Source organism: Arthrobacter sp. SW1, assembly GCF_001766675.1.
Classification (GTDB): domain Bacteria; phylum Actinomycetota; class Actinomycetes; order Actinomycetales; family Micrococcaceae; genus Arthrobacter.
Genome location: NZ_MJLT01000001.1, coordinates 124,191 through 139,173, shown reverse-complemented (window position 1 = coordinate 139,173; position 14,983 = coordinate 124,191). Strand labels below are relative to the sequence as shown.

At 66.9% G+C, this 14,983-nt stretch carries 17 protein-coding genes; 12 read left to right on the top strand and 5 right to left on the bottom strand.

Annotated elements, in window-relative coordinates; all coding sequences use genetic code 11:
• The first annotated feature begins 109 nt into the window (after positions 1 to 109).
• The 12 genes from rimM (at position 110) to BIU82_RS00675 (ending at position 9,809) form a co-directional block, all read left to right on the top strand.
• Positions 110 to 667, top strand: coding sequence for a ribosome maturation factor RimM (gene rimM / locus BIU82_RS00730; protein ID WP_070347546.1), 558 nt, complete (start codon positions 110 to 112; stop codon positions 665 to 667).
• Positions 664 to 1,455: a tRNA (guanosine(37)-N1)-methyltransferase TrmD gene (gene trmD / locus BIU82_RS00725; protein WP_070347545.1), complete on the top strand. Its 792-nt coding sequence runs from the start codon at positions 664 to 666 to the stop codon at positions 1,453 to 1,455. Before rimM ends, trmD begins: the two co-directional genes overlap by 4 nt.
• A gap of 237 nt (positions 1,456 to 1,692) precedes the next feature.
• Positions 1,693 to 2,052 (top strand): 50S ribosomal protein L19, encoded by a 360-nt coding sequence (rplS, locus tag BIU82_RS00720; protein WP_070347544.1) that lies wholly within the window; start codon positions 1,693 to 1,695, stop codon positions 2,050 to 2,052.
• Positions 2,053 to 2,129: 77 nt separating this feature from the next.
• The gene (gene lepB, locus BIU82_RS00715; protein ID WP_070347543.1) at positions 2,130 to 2,807 is read left to right on the top strand and encodes a signal peptidase I; all 678 of its coding nucleotides are present in this window, start codon (positions 2,130 to 2,132) and stop codon (positions 2,805 to 2,807) included.
• A complete protein-coding gene (gene lepB / locus BIU82_RS00710) occupies positions 2,808 to 3,569 on the top strand; it encodes a signal peptidase I (RefSeq protein WP_083292128.1) in 762 nt (253 codons plus the stop codon).
• A complete protein-coding gene (locus BIU82_RS00705; protein WP_070347542.1) occupies positions 3,566 to 4,363 on the top strand; it encodes a ribonuclease HII in 798 nt (265 codons plus the stop codon). The genes lepB (BIU82_RS00710) and BIU82_RS00705 overlap by 4 nt, the downstream gene beginning before the upstream one ends.
• An 88-nt stretch (positions 4,364 to 4,451) precedes the next feature.
• On the top strand, positions 4,452 to 4,784 hold the full coding sequence (locus tag BIU82_RS00700; protein WP_070347541.1) for a DUF2469 domain-containing protein: 333 nt from the start codon (positions 4,452 to 4,454) through the stop codon (positions 4,782 to 4,784).
• A gap of 119 nt (positions 4,785 to 4,903) precedes the next feature.
• Positions 4,904 to 5,260, top strand: coding sequence for a YraN family protein (locus BIU82_RS00695; RefSeq protein WP_070347964.1), 357 nt, complete (start codon positions 4,904 to 4,906; stop codon positions 5,258 to 5,260).
• Position 5,261: 1 nt separating this feature from the next.
• Positions 5,262 to 6,806 (top strand): YifB family Mg chelatase-like AAA ATPase, encoded by a 1,545-nt coding sequence (locus BIU82_RS00690; protein ID WP_070347540.1) that lies wholly within the window; start codon positions 5,262 to 5,264, stop codon positions 6,804 to 6,806.
• An 11-nt stretch (positions 6,807 to 6,817) separates the two neighbouring features.
• Positions 6,818 to 8,047: a DNA-processing protein DprA gene (gene dprA / locus BIU82_RS00685; protein ID WP_070347539.1), complete on the top strand. Its 1,230-nt coding sequence runs from the start codon at positions 6,818 to 6,820 to the stop codon at positions 8,045 to 8,047.
• Positions 8,048 to 8,100: 53 nt separating this feature from the next.
• Entirely contained in the window at positions 8,101 to 9,036 is a 936-nt protein-coding gene (locus tag BIU82_RS00680; protein ID WP_139146449.1) for a tyrosine recombinase XerC, read from the top strand.
• 269 nt (positions 9,037 to 9,305) lie between these two features.
• The gene (locus tag BIU82_RS00675; RefSeq protein ID WP_070347538.1) at positions 9,306 to 9,809 is read left to right on the top strand and encodes a DUF3145 domain-containing protein; all 504 of its coding nucleotides are present in this window, start codon (positions 9,306 to 9,308) and stop codon (positions 9,807 to 9,809) included.
• Positions 9,810 to 9,916: 107 nt separating this feature from the next.
• Here the strand turns inward: BIU82_RS00675 and BIU82_RS00670 are convergent, their stop codons facing one another.
• From BIU82_RS00670 to BIU82_RS00650, 5 genes are all read right to left on the bottom strand, one after another.
• Entirely contained in the window at positions 9,917 to 11,152 is a 1,236-nt protein-coding gene (locus BIU82_RS00670; RefSeq protein ID WP_070347537.1) for a beta-ketoacyl-[acyl-carrier-protein] synthase II, read from the bottom strand.
• 134 nt (positions 11,153 to 11,286) lie between these two features.
• Positions 11,287 to 11,532 carry an acyl carrier protein gene (locus tag BIU82_RS00665; protein WP_070347536.1) on the bottom strand — a complete coding sequence of 82 codons (246 nt, stop codon included), beginning with the start codon at positions 11,530 to 11,532 and terminating at the stop codon, positions 11,287 to 11,289.
• Between the two features lie 106 nt (positions 11,533 to 11,638).
• On the bottom strand, positions 11,639 to 12,700 hold the full coding sequence (locus BIU82_RS00660; protein WP_070347535.1) for a beta-ketoacyl-ACP synthase III: 1,062 nt from the start codon (positions 12,698 to 12,700) through the stop codon (positions 11,639 to 11,641).
• Positions 12,697 to 13,626, bottom strand: coding sequence for an ACP S-malonyltransferase (locus BIU82_RS00655; RefSeq protein WP_171906460.1), 930 nt, complete (start codon positions 13,624 to 13,626; stop codon positions 12,697 to 12,699). Before BIU82_RS00655 ends, BIU82_RS00660 begins: the two co-directional genes overlap by 4 nt.
• 88 nt (positions 13,627 to 13,714) lie before the next feature.
• Positions 13,715 to 14,959, bottom strand: coding sequence for a helix-turn-helix domain-containing protein (locus BIU82_RS00650; protein ID WP_070347533.1), 1,245 nt, complete (start codon positions 14,957 to 14,959; stop codon positions 13,715 to 13,717).
• Positions 14,960 to 14,983 lie beyond the last annotated feature (24 nt).

Here is a 14,983-nt window from a genome sequence, read left to right as displayed (position 1 = left end):
CACCAGATAATGGTGGAGGGGCCGGATTCTTTTTTCGCCCCCATATCGGATTTCCGGGCAGTCCGCCGTCACGGCGGCGCCGGCACAGCGTAGGAAAACAGAGGAAACCATGCAGCTTCAGGTGGCCAGGATCGGCAAACCCCACGGAATCCGTGGCGAGGTGACAGTCCAGGTGCTCACCGACGCGCCGGAGGCCCGCTTCGTACCCGGAGCCGAATTCCATGTGGAGCCCGCCAAGTTCGGCCCGCTGACCGTCAGCAGCGCCCGCTGGAACAAGGACATCCTGCTGCTCGGCTTCGAACAGGTGGCCGACCGCAACCGGGCCGAGGAAATCCGCGGCGCCAAGCTGTTCGTCGAAACCGAAGAGCTCGACGACGACGGCGAAGAGGGCTGGTACGAGCACGAACTGGTGGGCCTTGAGGCGCGTGTGGGCGGCCAGGTGGTCGGCAAGGTCACCGCCCTGAACACCATGCCCGCCCAGGACCTGCTCGTCATCGAAGGCGCGGACGGCAAGGAAATCCTGGTGCCGTTCGTCGAAGAGATCGTCCCCGAGGTCAACCCGGAGGACGGATACGTCCTGCTCACCCCGCCGCCGGGCCTCTTCGAGCTCAACAGCGCGGACGAAGGCGAAGCGGACGGGCCTGAAGGTAACGGAGCCGGCGCGTGAGGATCGACGTCGTCAGCATCTTCCCGGACTATCTTGCCCCGCTGGAGCTCTCGCTCATCGGCAAGGCGCGCCAGGACGGCATCCTGGAACTCAACGTCCACGATCTCCGGAACTTCACCACGGACAAGCACCGCACGGTGGACGACACTCCATACGGCGGTGGCGCCGGCATGGTCATGAAGCCCGAGCCCTGGGCCCAGGCGCTGGAATCCGTGGCGGCCGGAGCCGCAGGGGAGCGGCGCCCTGTGCTGGTGGTTCCGTCGCCCGCAGGGGAGCGGTTCACGCAGGCCACCGCCTACGAGCTCGCCGAGGAAGAACAGCTCGTCTTCGCCTGCGGACGCTACGAAGGCATCGATGAACGCGTCATTGAGTGGGCCTCCGAGCACTTCACTGTGCGGCCGATGAGTCTGGGTGACTACGTCCTCAACGGCGGCGAAGTGGCTGTGCTCGCCATGGTGGAGGCCATCGGGCGGCTGCTGCCTGGCGTCGTCGGGAACCCCGAATCCCTCGTCGAAGAGTCGCACTCCGACGGGCTCCTCGAGTATCCGGTGTACACCAAGCCGTCCTCCTGGCGGGAACGCGAGGTGCCCGAGGTCCTGCTTAGCGGGAACCACGGGAAGATCGCCCGCTGGCGGCGCCACGAGCAATTCCGCCGCACCGCCGAGCGCCGCCCGGACCTCCTGGACGCGTTCGACGCCGGCAGCCTGGACCGCGCGGACCGCACCGCCTTCGCGGAACTCGGGTACGACGTCGTCGACGGCCGCCTGCGCCGCCGCGAGGGGAACTGACACCTCGCTTCAGCCGGCGGAATTGGCCGGGTGCGCGGTGTTGTGGCAAAATTAGTCCTTGTGTCTGCTGGGTCCGCACCTGCCACAGGGGGAGCGCAACCAACAGCCGGACACGCGGCACCGCCGATCAGTGGTGGAGCCGCTCTTTTGAACTTCGGCGGCAATTTCCGGGCAGCTCCGGGCTTGGCCGCCGTGACCCAAAGTGGATGACCTGTGGCGTCCACCAGGAGTGGATCAATGCATATCCTCGATAGCGTAGATGCAGCTTCGCTGCGCAACGATGTTCCCGAGTTCCGCGCCGGTGACACCCTCAAGGTTCACGTGAACATCATCGAAGGCAAGAACTCCCGCGTCCAGGTCTTCCAGGGCTTCGTCCTGGGCCGCCAGGGTGACGGCGTGCGCGAAACCTTCACGGTCCGCAAGGTTTCCTTCGGTGTCGGCGTTGAGCGTACCTTCCCGGTGCACTCCCCGATCATCGAAAAGATCGAGGTCGTCACCAAGGGTGACGTCCGCCGCGCCAAGCTCTACTACATGCGCGAACTGCGCGGTAAGGCTGCGAAGATCAAGGAAAAGCGCGACTTCACCGCCGCCAAGTAAGTCTTCCGACTTTACGCAGCGGGTCCACGATCCGTCCCGGCTGCGCCGGAGAAATCCGCAACGCAGGGATACGATTCATGGACCACACAAAACGCCAGCCCCGGAAACAGGGCTGGCGTTTTGTTTTGCTCGCGGTCGCCATGGCCGTTGCCATCAGCGGCCTTATCCGTTCCCTGTGGATCGATGTCTACTTCATCCCCTCGGAGTCAATGGAGCCGCTCCTGGGCGTCGGGGACCGCATCCTCGTCTCCCGCACCGATTTCGGCGCCGAGCCGATCCGCCGGGGAGACCTCGTGGTCTTCGACGGCCGGGGCACTTTTGCTCCGTTGAACAGCGGAAAAGGCCCCGTCGCCGACGCCGCAGCTGCCGCGGGCCATTGGCTGGGCCTCACCGGGAGCGATACCAGCTATGTGAAGCGGGTCATCGGCGTCCCAGGGGACCACGTCCGCTGCTGCGGCGCCGACGGCAGGCTCACAGTCAACGGTCAGGCAATTGAGGAATCCTACGTCTATCCCGGCGACGCACCCAGCGAACAACGCTTCGACGTCGTGGTCCCGGAAGGACGCCTGTGGCTCATGGGCGACCACCGTTCACGCTCCGCGGATTCCCGTAGCCTGCTGGGCGCGCCCGGCGGCGGCCTGGTCCCTGTGGAACGCGTGATCGGACGTCCCGTCAGGATCATCTGGCCGCTTGATAGATTTGCAGAACTGCCAAGGCCCGCTGCGGCCGCAACGACCTCGAAGAACGGACTGTAGATGCCGGAGAATCCCGAACAGGAAGCCACGACGCCGGAAGAAGACGGCACCAAGGGCAATCAGTTCCTGCTCTGGCTCAAGGAGATCGGCACGGTGGTGGGCATCGCCGTCGTCCTGTCCTTCCTCATCAAGACGTTCCTGTTCAAGGCATTCTTCATCCCGTCCGAATCCATGGTGGCCACCTTGGAGAAAGACGACCGCATCTTCGTGAACCTCCTCGTCCCCGAACCCTTCGCATTGCAGCGCGGGGACATCGTGGTCTTCAAGGACACCCAGGGCTGGCTTCCGCCCACGCAAAAGGAAGAGCCCGGCCCTTTCAAATGGCTGCAGAACACGCTTGCCTTCGTGGGTCTGCTGCCTGACGAAACCGAACAGCACCTGGTCAAGCGCGTCATCGGCCTGCCCGGCGACCATGTGGTCTGCTGCGACTCCCAGGCGCGGGTCAGCATCAATGGCACCGTCCTGGACGAGGACTACATCAACCCCGCGGAGCAGCCCGTCGCACGGCCCTTTGATGTGGTGGTTCCGGCTGGCAAAATCTGGGTTATGGGCGACAACCGCAACAACTCGGCGGACTCCCGTGAACACCGCGAAGTCAACGGCGGCTTCATCAACATTGCCGACGTCGAAGGAAACGCGACCGTCATCGCCTGGCCCGTCGGCCGTTGGCAGATCCTCAACAACCACTCCGATGTCTTCCGGAACGTTCCGGCGCCCTCGCCCGAAGACAGCACCTCCAGCACCGCGCCCGCAGGACAATGAGCGCGCCGGCCGGCGCCGGCGCGAAGGCTGCCACCAGGAAGGCAGCCAAGGGCACAGCCAAAAAGCCGCTCAAAAAGCCCGCCTCATCTGCACCCTCCGCCCCGACCCTCGACGTCGAGAGGACTTTCCTCGGCCCCGGCGTGCGGTACCTGGCAGGCGTGGACGAAGTGGGCCGCGGTGCCTTCGCGGGTCCGGTCTCGGTGGGCATCGCCGTCGTCGACCTCCAGGAGCAGTCGCTGCTCGACGGCGTCAGGGACTCCAAGCTCCTCAAGCCCGAGGACCGGGAGCGCCTTGAACCGCTGGTGCGCGGCTGGGCAGTTGCCTCCGCCGTCGGCCATGCCAGCGCCGCCGAAATCGACGCGCTTGGCATCATCGCAGCGCTCCGCCTCGCCGGGAACCGTGCCTGGGGCGACATCCTGGCCGGCGGAACGCGCCCCGACATCGTCCTGCTGGACGGCAGCCATGACTGGCTGACGCTGCCCGCACAGGTGTCCCTCTTCGATGATGCGGGCCTGTTGGCTGCCGGGGAAGCGCCCGTTACCGGCGAACCGGAGCTCCCCGCCTGTGACGCGCCGGTCCATACGCGCGTCAAGGCGGACATGTCCTGCCTGAGCGTTGCGGCGGCGAGCGTGCTCGCGAAGGTGGCGCGGGACCGGATGATGCTCGAACTGCACAGTGAATTCCCGGCGTTCGGCTGGAACGAGAACAAGGGCTACGGCACGGCCGCCCACCGGGAGGCCCTGCGCGCAGCCGGCCCGAGCAGCCACCACCGCAGCAGCTGGAACCTGATTTAGCCGTCCCTTCCCACTTCGATGCCTTGTTCCGGCGTTGACCGGGCCCTGGCTGGCTGTCGGTGCTCCCGCGATGGTGCAAGATTGAACTATGAGTGCCGAAGACCTTGAGAACTATGAAACCGACATGGAGCTGCAGCTCTACCGCGAGTACCGCGACGTCGTCGGGCTGTTCAGCTACGTTGTCGAGACCGAGCGGCGTTTCTACCTGGCCAACCATGTGGACCTGCAGGCCCGCAGTGCCGATGGCGAAGTTTATTTCGACCTCACCCTCCAGGATGCGTGGGTCTGGGATGTCTACCGTTCCGCCCGTTTCGTGAAGAACGTCCGCGTCATCACTTTCAAGGACGTCAACGTCGAGGAACTTCCGCGCAATGAACTTTCCGTGCCGAAGGACGGTGAACTGGGCGACCTCGGCAACTAGCGGCGTGCCCGTAGGGCCTCTTTTCCTCCACAGCCGCCTTTTGGCTGACTTACCCACATAGCCGTTCTTTCTGCTGTCCCTTCCGTGCCTGCGTCCGCAGGCTGGAAGTGGAGGTGGACATGAAAGAGAAGGACGTACTCGGCCGGCACGGCGAAACGCTCGCCGCCGGGTTCCTGGAAGCCCTGGGCATGCAGGTCATCGACCGCAACTGGCGGTGCCCCACGGGTGAAATCGACATTGTGGCGCTCGACGGCGACACCCTGGTGATTGCCGAGGTGAAGACCCGCAGGAGCCTGGATTACGGGCATCCCTTCGAAGCGGTGGGCGCGGCCAAGCTGGCCCGGCTGCACCGTTTGGCGTCGTCGTGGTGCACTGCCCACGAATTGCGGGCAGCCAGCAGGCGCGTGGATGTCGTCGCGGTCATCCACGACGGCATCGGGGCTCCCAGCGTGGAGCACCTGAAGGGCGTGGGCTGAGATGGGTGTGGCACGGAGCTACTGCGTGGCATTGGTGGGCCTGAACGGCTACATCGTCGAGGTGGAAGCGGACATCGGCCAAACACTCCCGAACTTCCTGATCCTGGGCCTGCCGGACGCCGCCCTGAATGAGGCCCGGGAACGGATCCGCTCGGCCGCGCAGAACTCGGGAATCCCGCTGAGCCGGCGCAAGATCACGGCCAACCTCATCCCGGCGTCCCTGCCCAAGCGGGGCTCCGGCTTCGACCTGGCCATTTGCATGGCTGTCCTCGGCGCGGCAGGCGACATCCGCTCCACGGGGGACACTGTCTTCATCGCGGAGCTGGGCCTGGACGGGCGGCTGCGCCCCGTGCGCGGGATCCTGCCTGCCGTGATGGCGGCGGTGCAGGCGGGGCACCGGGACGTCGTGGTGGCGCAGGCGAACGCTGCCGAGGCCATGCTCGTTCCGGGGGCGAGGGTGCGTGGATATAAGACCCTTGCCCGGCTTGCCTTTGATTTCGGTGCCGACCCGCAGGACCTCGCACTGGACTTTGAACCGGCGGACGAAGAAGACCCGGACGACGCCGGGGCGCCGGCGCCTGCCGTGCCGGACCTATGCGATGTGTCCGGGCAGGGCGATGCCCGCCGCGCGCTGGAGGTCGCCGCAGCCGGTGCGCACCATGTCCTGCTGTGCGGGCCTCCCGGGGCGGGGAAAACGATGCTGCCCGAGAGGCTGCCTGGGCTCCTGCCGGACCTCGGCGACAAGGAGTCGATGGAAGTCACGGCCATCCACTCCTTGTCCGCGGTGCACATCGAAAAGGTCTCCCTGCTGCGCAGGCCGCCGTTCGAGAACCCGCATCACAGCGCCACGGCCGCGGCGATCATCGGCGGCGGTTCCGGGCTGCCGCGTCCTGGAGCCGCGTCACGGGCCCACCGGGGCGTGCTTTTCCTGGACGAAGCCCCGGAGTACGAACGCCGCGTCCTGGACGCGCTGCGGCAACCTCTGGAAAGCGGGGAACTGGTCATCCACCGTTCTGCCGGCACCGCCGCCTACCCTGCACGGTTCCAACTCGTCCTCGCGGCCAATCCCTGCCCGTGCGGCAAAGCCAGCGGCAAGGGTGTGGACTGCACGTGCACGGCCGTCATGCGGCGGCGCTACTTCGGCAGGATGTCCGGTCCGCTCCTGGACCGGGTGGACATCCAACTCCAGGTGGAACGGGTCTCCTTGGCTGATTTCGGCCAGGCCGGCGGCGGGGAAGAAGACACCGAAACGGTGGCCCGGCGCGTTGCGGCGGCCCGGCTCCGCCAGAAGGAACGCCTGGAGGGCTTCGGACTGGAGACCAATTCCCAAGTCCCGGGCCGGCTGCTACGCGGTGCGCTCAAGCTTCCTCCTGCGACCACACGGATCCTGGACAGCTCGCTCGAACGCGGGATGCTCACCGCCAGAGGCTACGACCGCGTACTGAGGCTGGCATGGACCCTCGCCGACCTTGGCCACCGGGACCGCCCGGACATCGATGACATCGGCCAGGCTCTGGGCCTGCGACAGGCGGTGGCAGCCGCATGAAAGGACTCTCCATGACACAGAACCCACCTGCCGCCGCAACCACCGGTCCAGGGCCGGTCGCAGCGCCGGAACGCCTCGCACGGGCGGCGCTGTCCCGGCTGATGGAACCCCAGGATGCCGCGGGGCTTGCCCTGGTCCAGGCTGTCGGCGCGGTGGATGCCCTCAGGATCGGAACAGGGGAACTCAAAGCCGGACCGGGGCTCGAGCAGGAAATGACTGTGTTCTTGCAGGAGGCCGGTGTGGGGACCTGGCCGGGCCTGGCCGCGTCACTAAAGCGATGGATTCCCCGGGTGCCCGACCTTGCGCCGGAACGGGACCTGGCCACCATGCAGCGCCTCGGCGGACGGCTCACCATTCCCGGAGACCCCTTGTGGCCGGAACAGCTCTCCGATCTCGGTCTCCACGAGCCATTGTGCCTCTGGTGGCGCGGGCACGAAATCGCGTTTCCGCATGCGCGGCGTACCGTAGCCTTGGTGGGCTCCCGGGACAGCACAGGCTACGGTGGAGCGATCGCCGGGGAATTCGCCTACGGACTCGGCCAGCGTGGCTACACGGTGGTATCCGGCGGCGCCTATGGAATCGATGCCCACGCGCACCGCGGCGCCCTGGCCGGGGGCAGCAGTGAACTGCCGACCATCGCCGTCATGGCGGGGGGAGTGGACCGTTACTACCCTTCCGGCAACGAAGAACTCCTGCGGGCTGTCGCCAACCAAGGCGCGGTCATAGCCGAAGTCCCGCCGGGCTCGGCACCCACCCGTTATCGCTTCCTCCAAAGGAACCGCCTGATCGCCGCGCTGTCGGCCGTCACCGTGGTGGTGGAGGCCCGCTGGCGCTCGGGGGCGTTGAACACGGCGCACCACGCGGAGTCCATCGGCCGGATCGTGGCTGCGGTGCCCGGATCGATCCATAGCGCCAACTCTGCCGGGTGCCATCGGCTCCTGCGTGAAGGGGGAGCCGTATGTGTCACCGACGTCGGAGAGATCGCTGAACTTGCCGGAGGCAGTGGCGAAGAGCTGATAGGGGAGCGGCAGGCGCTGCCTGCGGAGCATGACGGGTTGACGCTCGAAGACCTTGTCCTGCTGGACGCCCTCCCGTTGCGGTCGACGACCTCCGTCGAGAAACTCTGTGCGGTGGCCGGGCTCGCGCCTGACGCCGTCCGCGCCGGGCTCGGACGGCTGGGTTTGCTGGGCCTGGCCGTCTCCGAGCGTGGCGGGTGGAAACGGACCCGGAAGGAAGGCTAGCGCACCACGTGGCGCTGCCGCCCGGCACAGCTGAATGCTGGCAGAGTTGGAGGGTGGAAAGTGGAAAGAATGAGCAACTGCCGCGGGCGCTTGCCGAGGCCCTGGACGGCTTTCGCCGATACCTCGACGGCGAACGGGCCCGCTCCGCCCACACTGTCCGTGCCTACCTCGGAGACCTGCAAAGCCTTTTCGCCTTCGCAGCCGGTCATGGCGTGGAAACACCCGCGCAGCTTGAACTGGGGACGTTCCGGCGCTGGCTCGGCACACAGAGCGAATCGGGACGCTCCCGCGCCACCCTGGCACGCCACGCCGCTGCGGTGCGCAGCTTCACGTCCTGGGCTTTGCGCGAGGAGCTGATAGCCGCCGACCCCGCGGTCCGGCTGCAGGCCCCCAAGCGTGAACAATCGCTTCCTGGTGTGCTCCAGCGTCACCAGCTGGACCGGATCTTCAACGGACTGGCAGAGGCAGCCGAGGAAGGCGCACCGCTCCCGCTGCGGGACCGTGCCCTCGTGGAACTGCTTTATGCCACCGGGATCCGTGTCGGCGAACTCGCCGGACTTGATATTGACGATCTCGACGCCGACCGGCGCACCCTGCGTGTCCTCGGCAAAGGCAACAAGGAAAGGACGGTGCCGTACGGGCTTCCGGCGGCGCTCGCCGTCGACGACTGGCTCCGGCGCGGGCGGCCGCGTCTTGCTACGGCCGACAGCGGACCGGCACTCTTCCTGGGGGCCCGCGGAAAGCGAATTGACCAGCGGCAGGTCCGGAGCGTGGTGAAGGCGTTGATGGAGGGGCTGGGGGACACCTCGGCCACCGGGCCGCACGCCCTGCGCCATTCCGCTGCAACCCACCTGCTCGACGGCGGCGCCGACCTACGCGCGGTCCAGGAAATCCTGGGCCACAGCAGCCTGGCCACCACGCAGATCTACACCCACGTATCGGTGGACAGGCTCCGAGCAAGCTATCGCCAGGCCCATCCACGGGCCTGAACGGTAGGTCTCCCCGCAATGTCCGGGAAGAACCGCTGAAAGCCGCGCTGGCGCAAACGCGGCCCGTACGGCAAAATGAAAGCAATGTCCCGGAACTTTCAAGCACTGCTTGAAGCTTGGAGACCCGGGCGGCGGTCGTTCCGATTGCCACTTACAGTTTCATAGCCAGATACAGTCCGGCGGGAGTCAGCAAATACCCGGTCGCCGGCACGGCAAACCATCCAGCAGAGGTCGTTGGGGAAGACGTACCTACAGCTATGGAGGATGGAATGTTTGTTGCAATGACCCGTGGTGTCTTGTTTGTGCACTCGGCCCCGACGGCACTGTGCCCGCACGTTGAGTGGGCCGTCGGCTCGGTCGTGGATAAGCGCACCGACCTCGATTGGACCCCTCAGCCTGCCGCGCCCGGAATGTTCCGGGCCGAATTGTCGTGGGTCGGAGCTCCCGGTACCGGTGCCCAGCTGGCGTCCACCCTTCGCGGCTGGGCCCACCTTCGCTACGAGGTCACTGAAGAACCCAGCCAGGGAGTCGACGGCGGCCGCTGGTCCCATACCCCTGAACTCGGGATCTTCCACGCCGTAACCGATGTCCACGGCAACATCATGGTCAGTGAGGACCGCATCCGTTACGCCTACGAATCCGGTGCGGGAGATCCCGCGGCGGTGTACCACGAGCTGTCGCTCGCCCTCGGCGAAGCGTGGGACGAGGAACTTGAACCGTTCCGCCACGCAGCCGAAGGCGCACCCGTGCGCTGGCTCCACCAGGTCGGCTGACCGGCAGGCACGGAAACACACTCCATAGCAACGGAAGAGGGCCCCACCATTGGTGGGGCCCTCTTCCGTTGTCCGGAGACCCGGCGCTATGCCGGAGTCCGGGACGGTCAGACGCTGCGGATGGCGATGACGGCGTTGTGGCCGCCGAAGCCGAAGGAGTTGCTGAGCGCCACGATGTCACCGGCGGGCAGGCTGCGCGCGGAGGTGACGACGTCGAGCGGGATCTCCGGATCCTGGTTCTCGAGGTTGATGGTCAGCGGCGCCTGGCGTTCGTACACGGCAAGGACCGTCAGCACTGCTTCGACCGCGCCGGAGGCACCCAGGAGGTGGCCCATCTGGGACTTCGTTGCGGACACGGCCACATTGTCCACCTGCGCACCGAGGGCGGCACGGAGCGCCGTGTATTCGGGCTTGTCGCCCACCGGGGTGGACGTGGCATGGGCGTTCACGTGCACCACGTCTGCGGCCTGGATGCGGCCGTCGAACATGGCGGCCTTCAGCGCGCGGGTGGCGCCGAGGCCCTCGGGATCCGGAGCCGTGATGTGGTAGGCGTCGGCCGTGACCGAGGTGCCGGCCAGTTCGCCGTAGATGCGCGCGCCACGGGCGAGGGCGTGTTCCTCGGCCTCAAGCACCAGTGCGCCTGCACCTTCGCCCATGACGAAGCCGTCACGGTCCAGGTCGTAGGGGCGCGAGGCGTGCTCGGGATCGTCATTGCGGCGGGACAGCGCCTGCATCGAGGAGAACGCAGCGAGGGGCATCGGGTGGATTGCTGCCTCAGCACCACCACACATGACGACGTCCGCCTTGCCGGAACGGATGAGGTCCAGGCCGAGGTGCATTGCCTCTGTGCCGGACGCGCACGCGGACACCGGGGTGTGGGCGCCGGCGCGGGCGCCGAGGTCCAGGCTGACGGCTGCTGCAACGCCGTTCGGCATGAGCATCGGGACGGTCATGGGCAGGACGCGGCGGGGGCCCTTTTCCTTCAGGGTGTCCCAGGCGTCGAGCAGGGTCCACACGCCGCCGATGCCGGTGGCGAAGGCAACGGCGAGGCGGTCGTGGTCGATATCGGTGATGCCGGCATCGGCCCAGGCCTCACGGGCGGCGATGACGCCGAACTGGGTGGAGGGGTCCATGCGCTTGGCCTCGACGCGGGTGAGCACATCGGAAGCCGGTGTGGAGCACCGGGCAGCAAAGTGGACGGGGAGGTCGTACTTGGCCACCCACTCGTCCTCGAGCGTGCGGGCCCCGGAGACCCCTTTAAGCGCGTTCTTCCACATCGTGGGAACGTCGCCACCGATGGGAGTGGTGGCCCCCAGACCGGTAATGACTACTTTGCGTGCCATGCGATCACTCTCTGTCGGATATCAGCCTGCGGGACTGCGGTTCCTCGCAGGGCAGGCGGGAAAACTTAGGCGGTAATGCGGCTGTGCCGGGCCGGGATTGCAGACACCCAGGCCCGGCACAGCTGGAGCCAGGACTAGGCCTGGGCGTTTGCGATGAAGTTGACGGCGTCGCCGACGGTCTTCAGGTTCTTGACCTCTTCGTCGGGGATGCGGACGCCGAACTTCTCTTCGGCGTTGACGACGATGGTCATCATGGAGATGGAGTCGATGTCCAGGTCCTCGGTGAAGGACTTGTCCAGCTCGACGGCGTCAGCAGCCAGGCCGGTCTCTTCGTTGACGATTTCAGCCAGGCCGGCCAGGATTTCTTCGTTGCTAGCCATTGTTGGCTCCTTTTCTTGTTGTGCCGGCTATGCCGGAAACGGGGCAAACCGCGGATACGGCTTGGTTGTCAAGGTCATGTGCGTAGCATGCCTGCCGCAGAATAGGTTACGGCAGGACCACCACCTGGGCGCCGAAGACGAGGCCGGCACCGAACCCGATCTGCAGGGAGAGCCCACCGCTGAGCTGCGGGTTTTCCTGCAGGAGGCGGTGGGTCGCCAGCGGAATCGACGCTGCGGAGGTGTTGCCCGAGTCGGCGATGTCGCGGGCGACAACCACGCTCTCGGGGAGCTTGAGCTTCTTGACCATCTCGTCGATGATCCGCATGTTCGCCTGGTGCGGGACGAATGCCGCGAGGTCCGAGGCTTCAATGCCGGCTGCGTCCAACGCCTGCTGCGCAACCTTGGCCATCTCCCAGACGGCCCAGCGGAAGACGGTCTGGCCGTCCTGGCGCAGGGTGGGCCAGATGTCCTGTGTGGCCGAGATCAGCGCGAGGTCGTCCGTCTCATCGGAGTGCCGGGCGGACTCGCCCAGCTTGCGGACCTCGTCCAGGGAGTGTGTCATGCCGATCGCGTTCCACTTGCTGCCGTCGGAACCCCACACGGACTGGCCGATGCCCGGGGTCTCGGAAGGCCCGACGACGACGGCGCCGGCACCGTCGCCCAGCAGGAAGGAAATGGTGCGCTCGTGGTTGTCGATGACATCGGAGAGCTTCTCGGCACCGACCACCAGCACGTACTGAGCCGCACCGGAACGGACCAGCGCATCGCCCTGGGCCACGCCATAGCAGTAACCGGCGCAGGCGGCGGAGATGTCGAAGGCCGCGGCCGGCGTCGCGCCGAGCCGGTCCGTGAGCGCCGCGGCAGCCGACGGCGTGGCATACGGGTGGGTGACGGTGGAAACAATGACGGCGCCCAGCTGCGAAGCGTCGATGCCGGCCTGTTCGAGGGCCTGGCGGGCAGCGCCTTCGGCCATGTCGATGACGCTGACGTCGGCTGGTGCCCGGTGCCGGGTGACGATGCCCGTGCGCTGGCGGATCCACTCGTCGGAAGAATCGATCCACTGGCAGACATCGTCATTGGTGACGATGACCTCGGGGCGGTATGCGCCGATGCCGAGGATCCGGGAGAACTCGTTGACCGGGGCCTGCTTCAGTGCCGGGGTGCTCATGCGTTGGCCTCGAGCTCGGCGAAGAGTGCCAGTGCTGCGGAGAGGTCCTCCGGGGTCTTGACGGCAACGGTCTTCACGCCGGGCATGCCGCGCTTGGCGAGGCCTGCCAGGGTACCGGCAGGTGCCAGTTCGATCAGGCCGGTGACGCCGCGCTGCACCAGGTTCTCCATGCAGAGGTCCCAGCGGACCGGGCGGGATACCTGGGCGATCAGGCTCGCGACGGCGGCATCGCCGTCGGTGACTTCGCCGCCGTCGTAGTTGGACAGCAACGGAACGGACGGAGCCTGCGGCTTCAGGGAGGGGCGCAGCGCCTCAAGCGCGCTGACCGCGGGCGCCATGTGCGCCGTGTGGAACGCGCCGGCCACCTTGAGCGGGATGACCCGCGCCTTGGCCGGCGGGTTGTCGGCGAGGGCCTGGAGCTGTTCGAAGGTGCCGGCTGCCACGGTCTGGCCTGCGCCGTTCACGTTGGCGGGTGCGGCACCGGAGGCCTCAATGGCGGCCAGCACTTCAGCAGGATCGCCGCCCACGACGGCGCTCATGCCGGTGGGGGTGACGGCGGCAGCGGCAGCCATGTTGTTGGCACGTTCGCGCACGAAGGTCATGGCGTCCTCTTCGCTGAGGACACCTGCCAGGGCGGAGGCCGTGATTTCACCGACCGAGTGGCCGGCCAGGACCACCGGCAAGGTGCTGAGTTCGACGTCGAACAGGGACTTCGCGGCGACCAGGCCGGCGGCGACGATCAGGGGCTGCGCCACGGCAGTGTCCTTGATGGTCTCCTCGTCGGAGGTGGTGCCGTGGGCCTTGAGGTCGATTCCGGCAATCTCGCTCAGCGCGGCAAGATGGCCCTCGACGGCGGGCAGCTCCAGCCACGGGGCCAGGAATCCAGGGGTTTGCGAGCCCTGTCCAGGGCAGACGATTGCAAGCACGTAACCAGCTTTCCAAATTGCCGCGTGATCCAACGGTGTTTTCGTACACCAAGCTCACTGGGACGGTTTGTAGGAAGTCTACAACGGTTCAGTTGCCGTTCCGGGAACCATGACGCTCCTGCGACGCCTTCGGCGGGGCCGACAGACGGCCCACCACCAGCGCGGTCTGGAGCACGAATGCCTCCCGGGGGAGGAGCGGATCCCAGCCGGTCACATCGCAGACGCGCTTGAGCCGGTACCGCACCGTGTTGGCATGGACGAACAGTTCCCGCGCCGTCGCTTCAAGGGAATGGCCCAGCTCGAGGTAGGTTCCCAGCGTTTCGACCAGTCCGTTGGACGCGGCGATCAGGGGCCGGTAGATGCTCTTGACGAGGGAGCGGCGCGCGGCGTCGTCGCCCGATACCACCCGCTCCGGAAGGAGATCGTCAGCTGACACCGGGCGCGGCGCCGAGGGCCAGGCCTTCGCCGCCGTGAGGCCCGCGAAAGCCGCCTGGGCCGAGCTGCTCGCCTCGAGCAGGGAACCGGCTTCCGGCCCGTAGACCACGGGGCCGGGGGCGAAAAGCTCGCTGAGCTTGGCGCAGGCGGAGTCCCGGTCCTGCACGCCGCCGAGGATCAGGATCAGCCGGTCGCCTTGGATGCCCACCAGTGCGTCCTCGGCAAAGCGGCCGGCCGTGCGGCGCAGTTCGCTGACATAGCTGGCGCTCGGTTCGGAGGGGGAGTTGCCCACCATCACGGTGAAGCGCTCCTGGGCCTTCCAGCCGAGCGCGGCGATGCGGGAGCGAAGGGCGTCCGTGTTTTCGCCGCGCAGGATGGCGTCGACAATCAGGGCCTCGAGCCGCGTGTCCCAGGACCCGCGGGATTCGGCGGCGCGGGCGTAGACGTCCGCCGCGGCGAAGGCGACCTCGCGCGAGTAACGGAGCACTGCCTCGCGGAGGGAGGGCTGGTCCGGTTCGGGTGCGATGACGGGCACCTGGTTTTCCACGACCTCCACCACGATACGGATCAACTGCAGGGCCTTCTGCAGGCTGATGGAGCGGGTGAGCTCGGTGGGGGCGTTTCCGAAGACATCGGTGAGGATCCAGGACGGGGAACTGGGCCGCTCGTACCAAGTAACGAATGCGGCGATGCCGTTCTGCGCCACCAGGCCCAGGGCAGAGCGTTCATCGGCGCTCAAACGGGTGTACCAGGGGAGGGATTTTTCCAGTTGCCGCATGGTGGTGGTGGACAGCTGGCCGACATTTGCCCGCAAGCGCTTGAGGGTTTCGGCTTTCTCGGGGGACACCGCGCGCGATGATCCTTTGCGCTTCGTGGTGGTGTGGACGGGCTCTGCCATTCTTTGAGCATACGATGCACGCCG

Excerpts from the sequence above, each read along its gene's own strand:
- rimM (WP_070347546.1), top strand. The coding sequence starts at position 110 with ATGCAGCTTCAGGTGGCCAGGATCGGCAAACCCCACGGAATCCGTGGC.
- rplS (WP_070347544.1), top strand. The coding sequence starts at position 1,693 with ATGCATATCCTCGATAGCGTAGATGCAGCTTCGCTGCGCAACGATGTT.
- lepB (WP_070347543.1), top strand. The coding sequence starts at position 2,130 with ATGGACCACACAAAACGCCAGCCCCGGAAACAGGGCTGGCGTTTTGTT.
- lepB (WP_083292128.1), top strand. The coding sequence starts at position 2,808 with ATGCCGGAGAATCCCGAACAGGAAGCCACGACGCCGGAAGAAGACGGC.
- BIU82_RS00705 (WP_070347542.1), top strand. The coding sequence starts at position 3,566 with ATGAGCGCGCCGGCCGGCGCCGGCGCGAAGGCTGCCACCAGGAAGGCA.
- BIU82_RS00700 (WP_070347541.1), top strand. The coding sequence starts at position 4,452 with ATGAGTGCCGAAGACCTTGAGAACTATGAAACCGACATGGAGCTGCAG.
- BIU82_RS00695 (WP_070347964.1), top strand. The coding sequence starts at position 4,904 with ATGAAAGAGAAGGACGTACTCGGCCGGCACGGCGAAACGCTCGCCGCC.
- BIU82_RS00690 (WP_070347540.1), top strand. The coding sequence starts at position 5,262 with ATGGGTGTGGCACGGAGCTACTGCGTGGCATTGGTGGGCCTGAACGGC.
- dprA (WP_070347539.1), top strand. The coding sequence starts at position 6,818 with ATGACACAGAACCCACCTGCCGCCGCAACCACCGGTCCAGGGCCGGTC.
- BIU82_RS00675 (WP_070347538.1), top strand. The coding sequence starts at position 9,306 with ATGTTTGTTGCAATGACCCGTGGTGTCTTGTTTGTGCACTCGGCCCCG.
- BIU82_RS00670 (WP_070347537.1), bottom strand. The coding sequence starts at position 11,152 with ATGGCACGCAAAGTAGTCATTACCGGTCTGGGGGCCACCACTCCCATC.
- BIU82_RS00665 (WP_070347536.1), bottom strand. The coding sequence starts at position 11,532 with ATGGCTAGCAACGAAGAAATCCTGGCCGGCCTGGCTGAAATCGTCAAC.
- BIU82_RS00660 (WP_070347535.1), bottom strand. The coding sequence starts at position 12,700 with ATGAGCACCCCGGCACTGAAGCAGGCCCCGGTCAACGAGTTCTCCCGG.
- BIU82_RS00650 (WP_070347533.1), bottom strand. The coding sequence starts at position 14,959 with ATGGCAGAGCCCGTCCACACCACCACGAAGCGCAAAGGATCATCGCGC.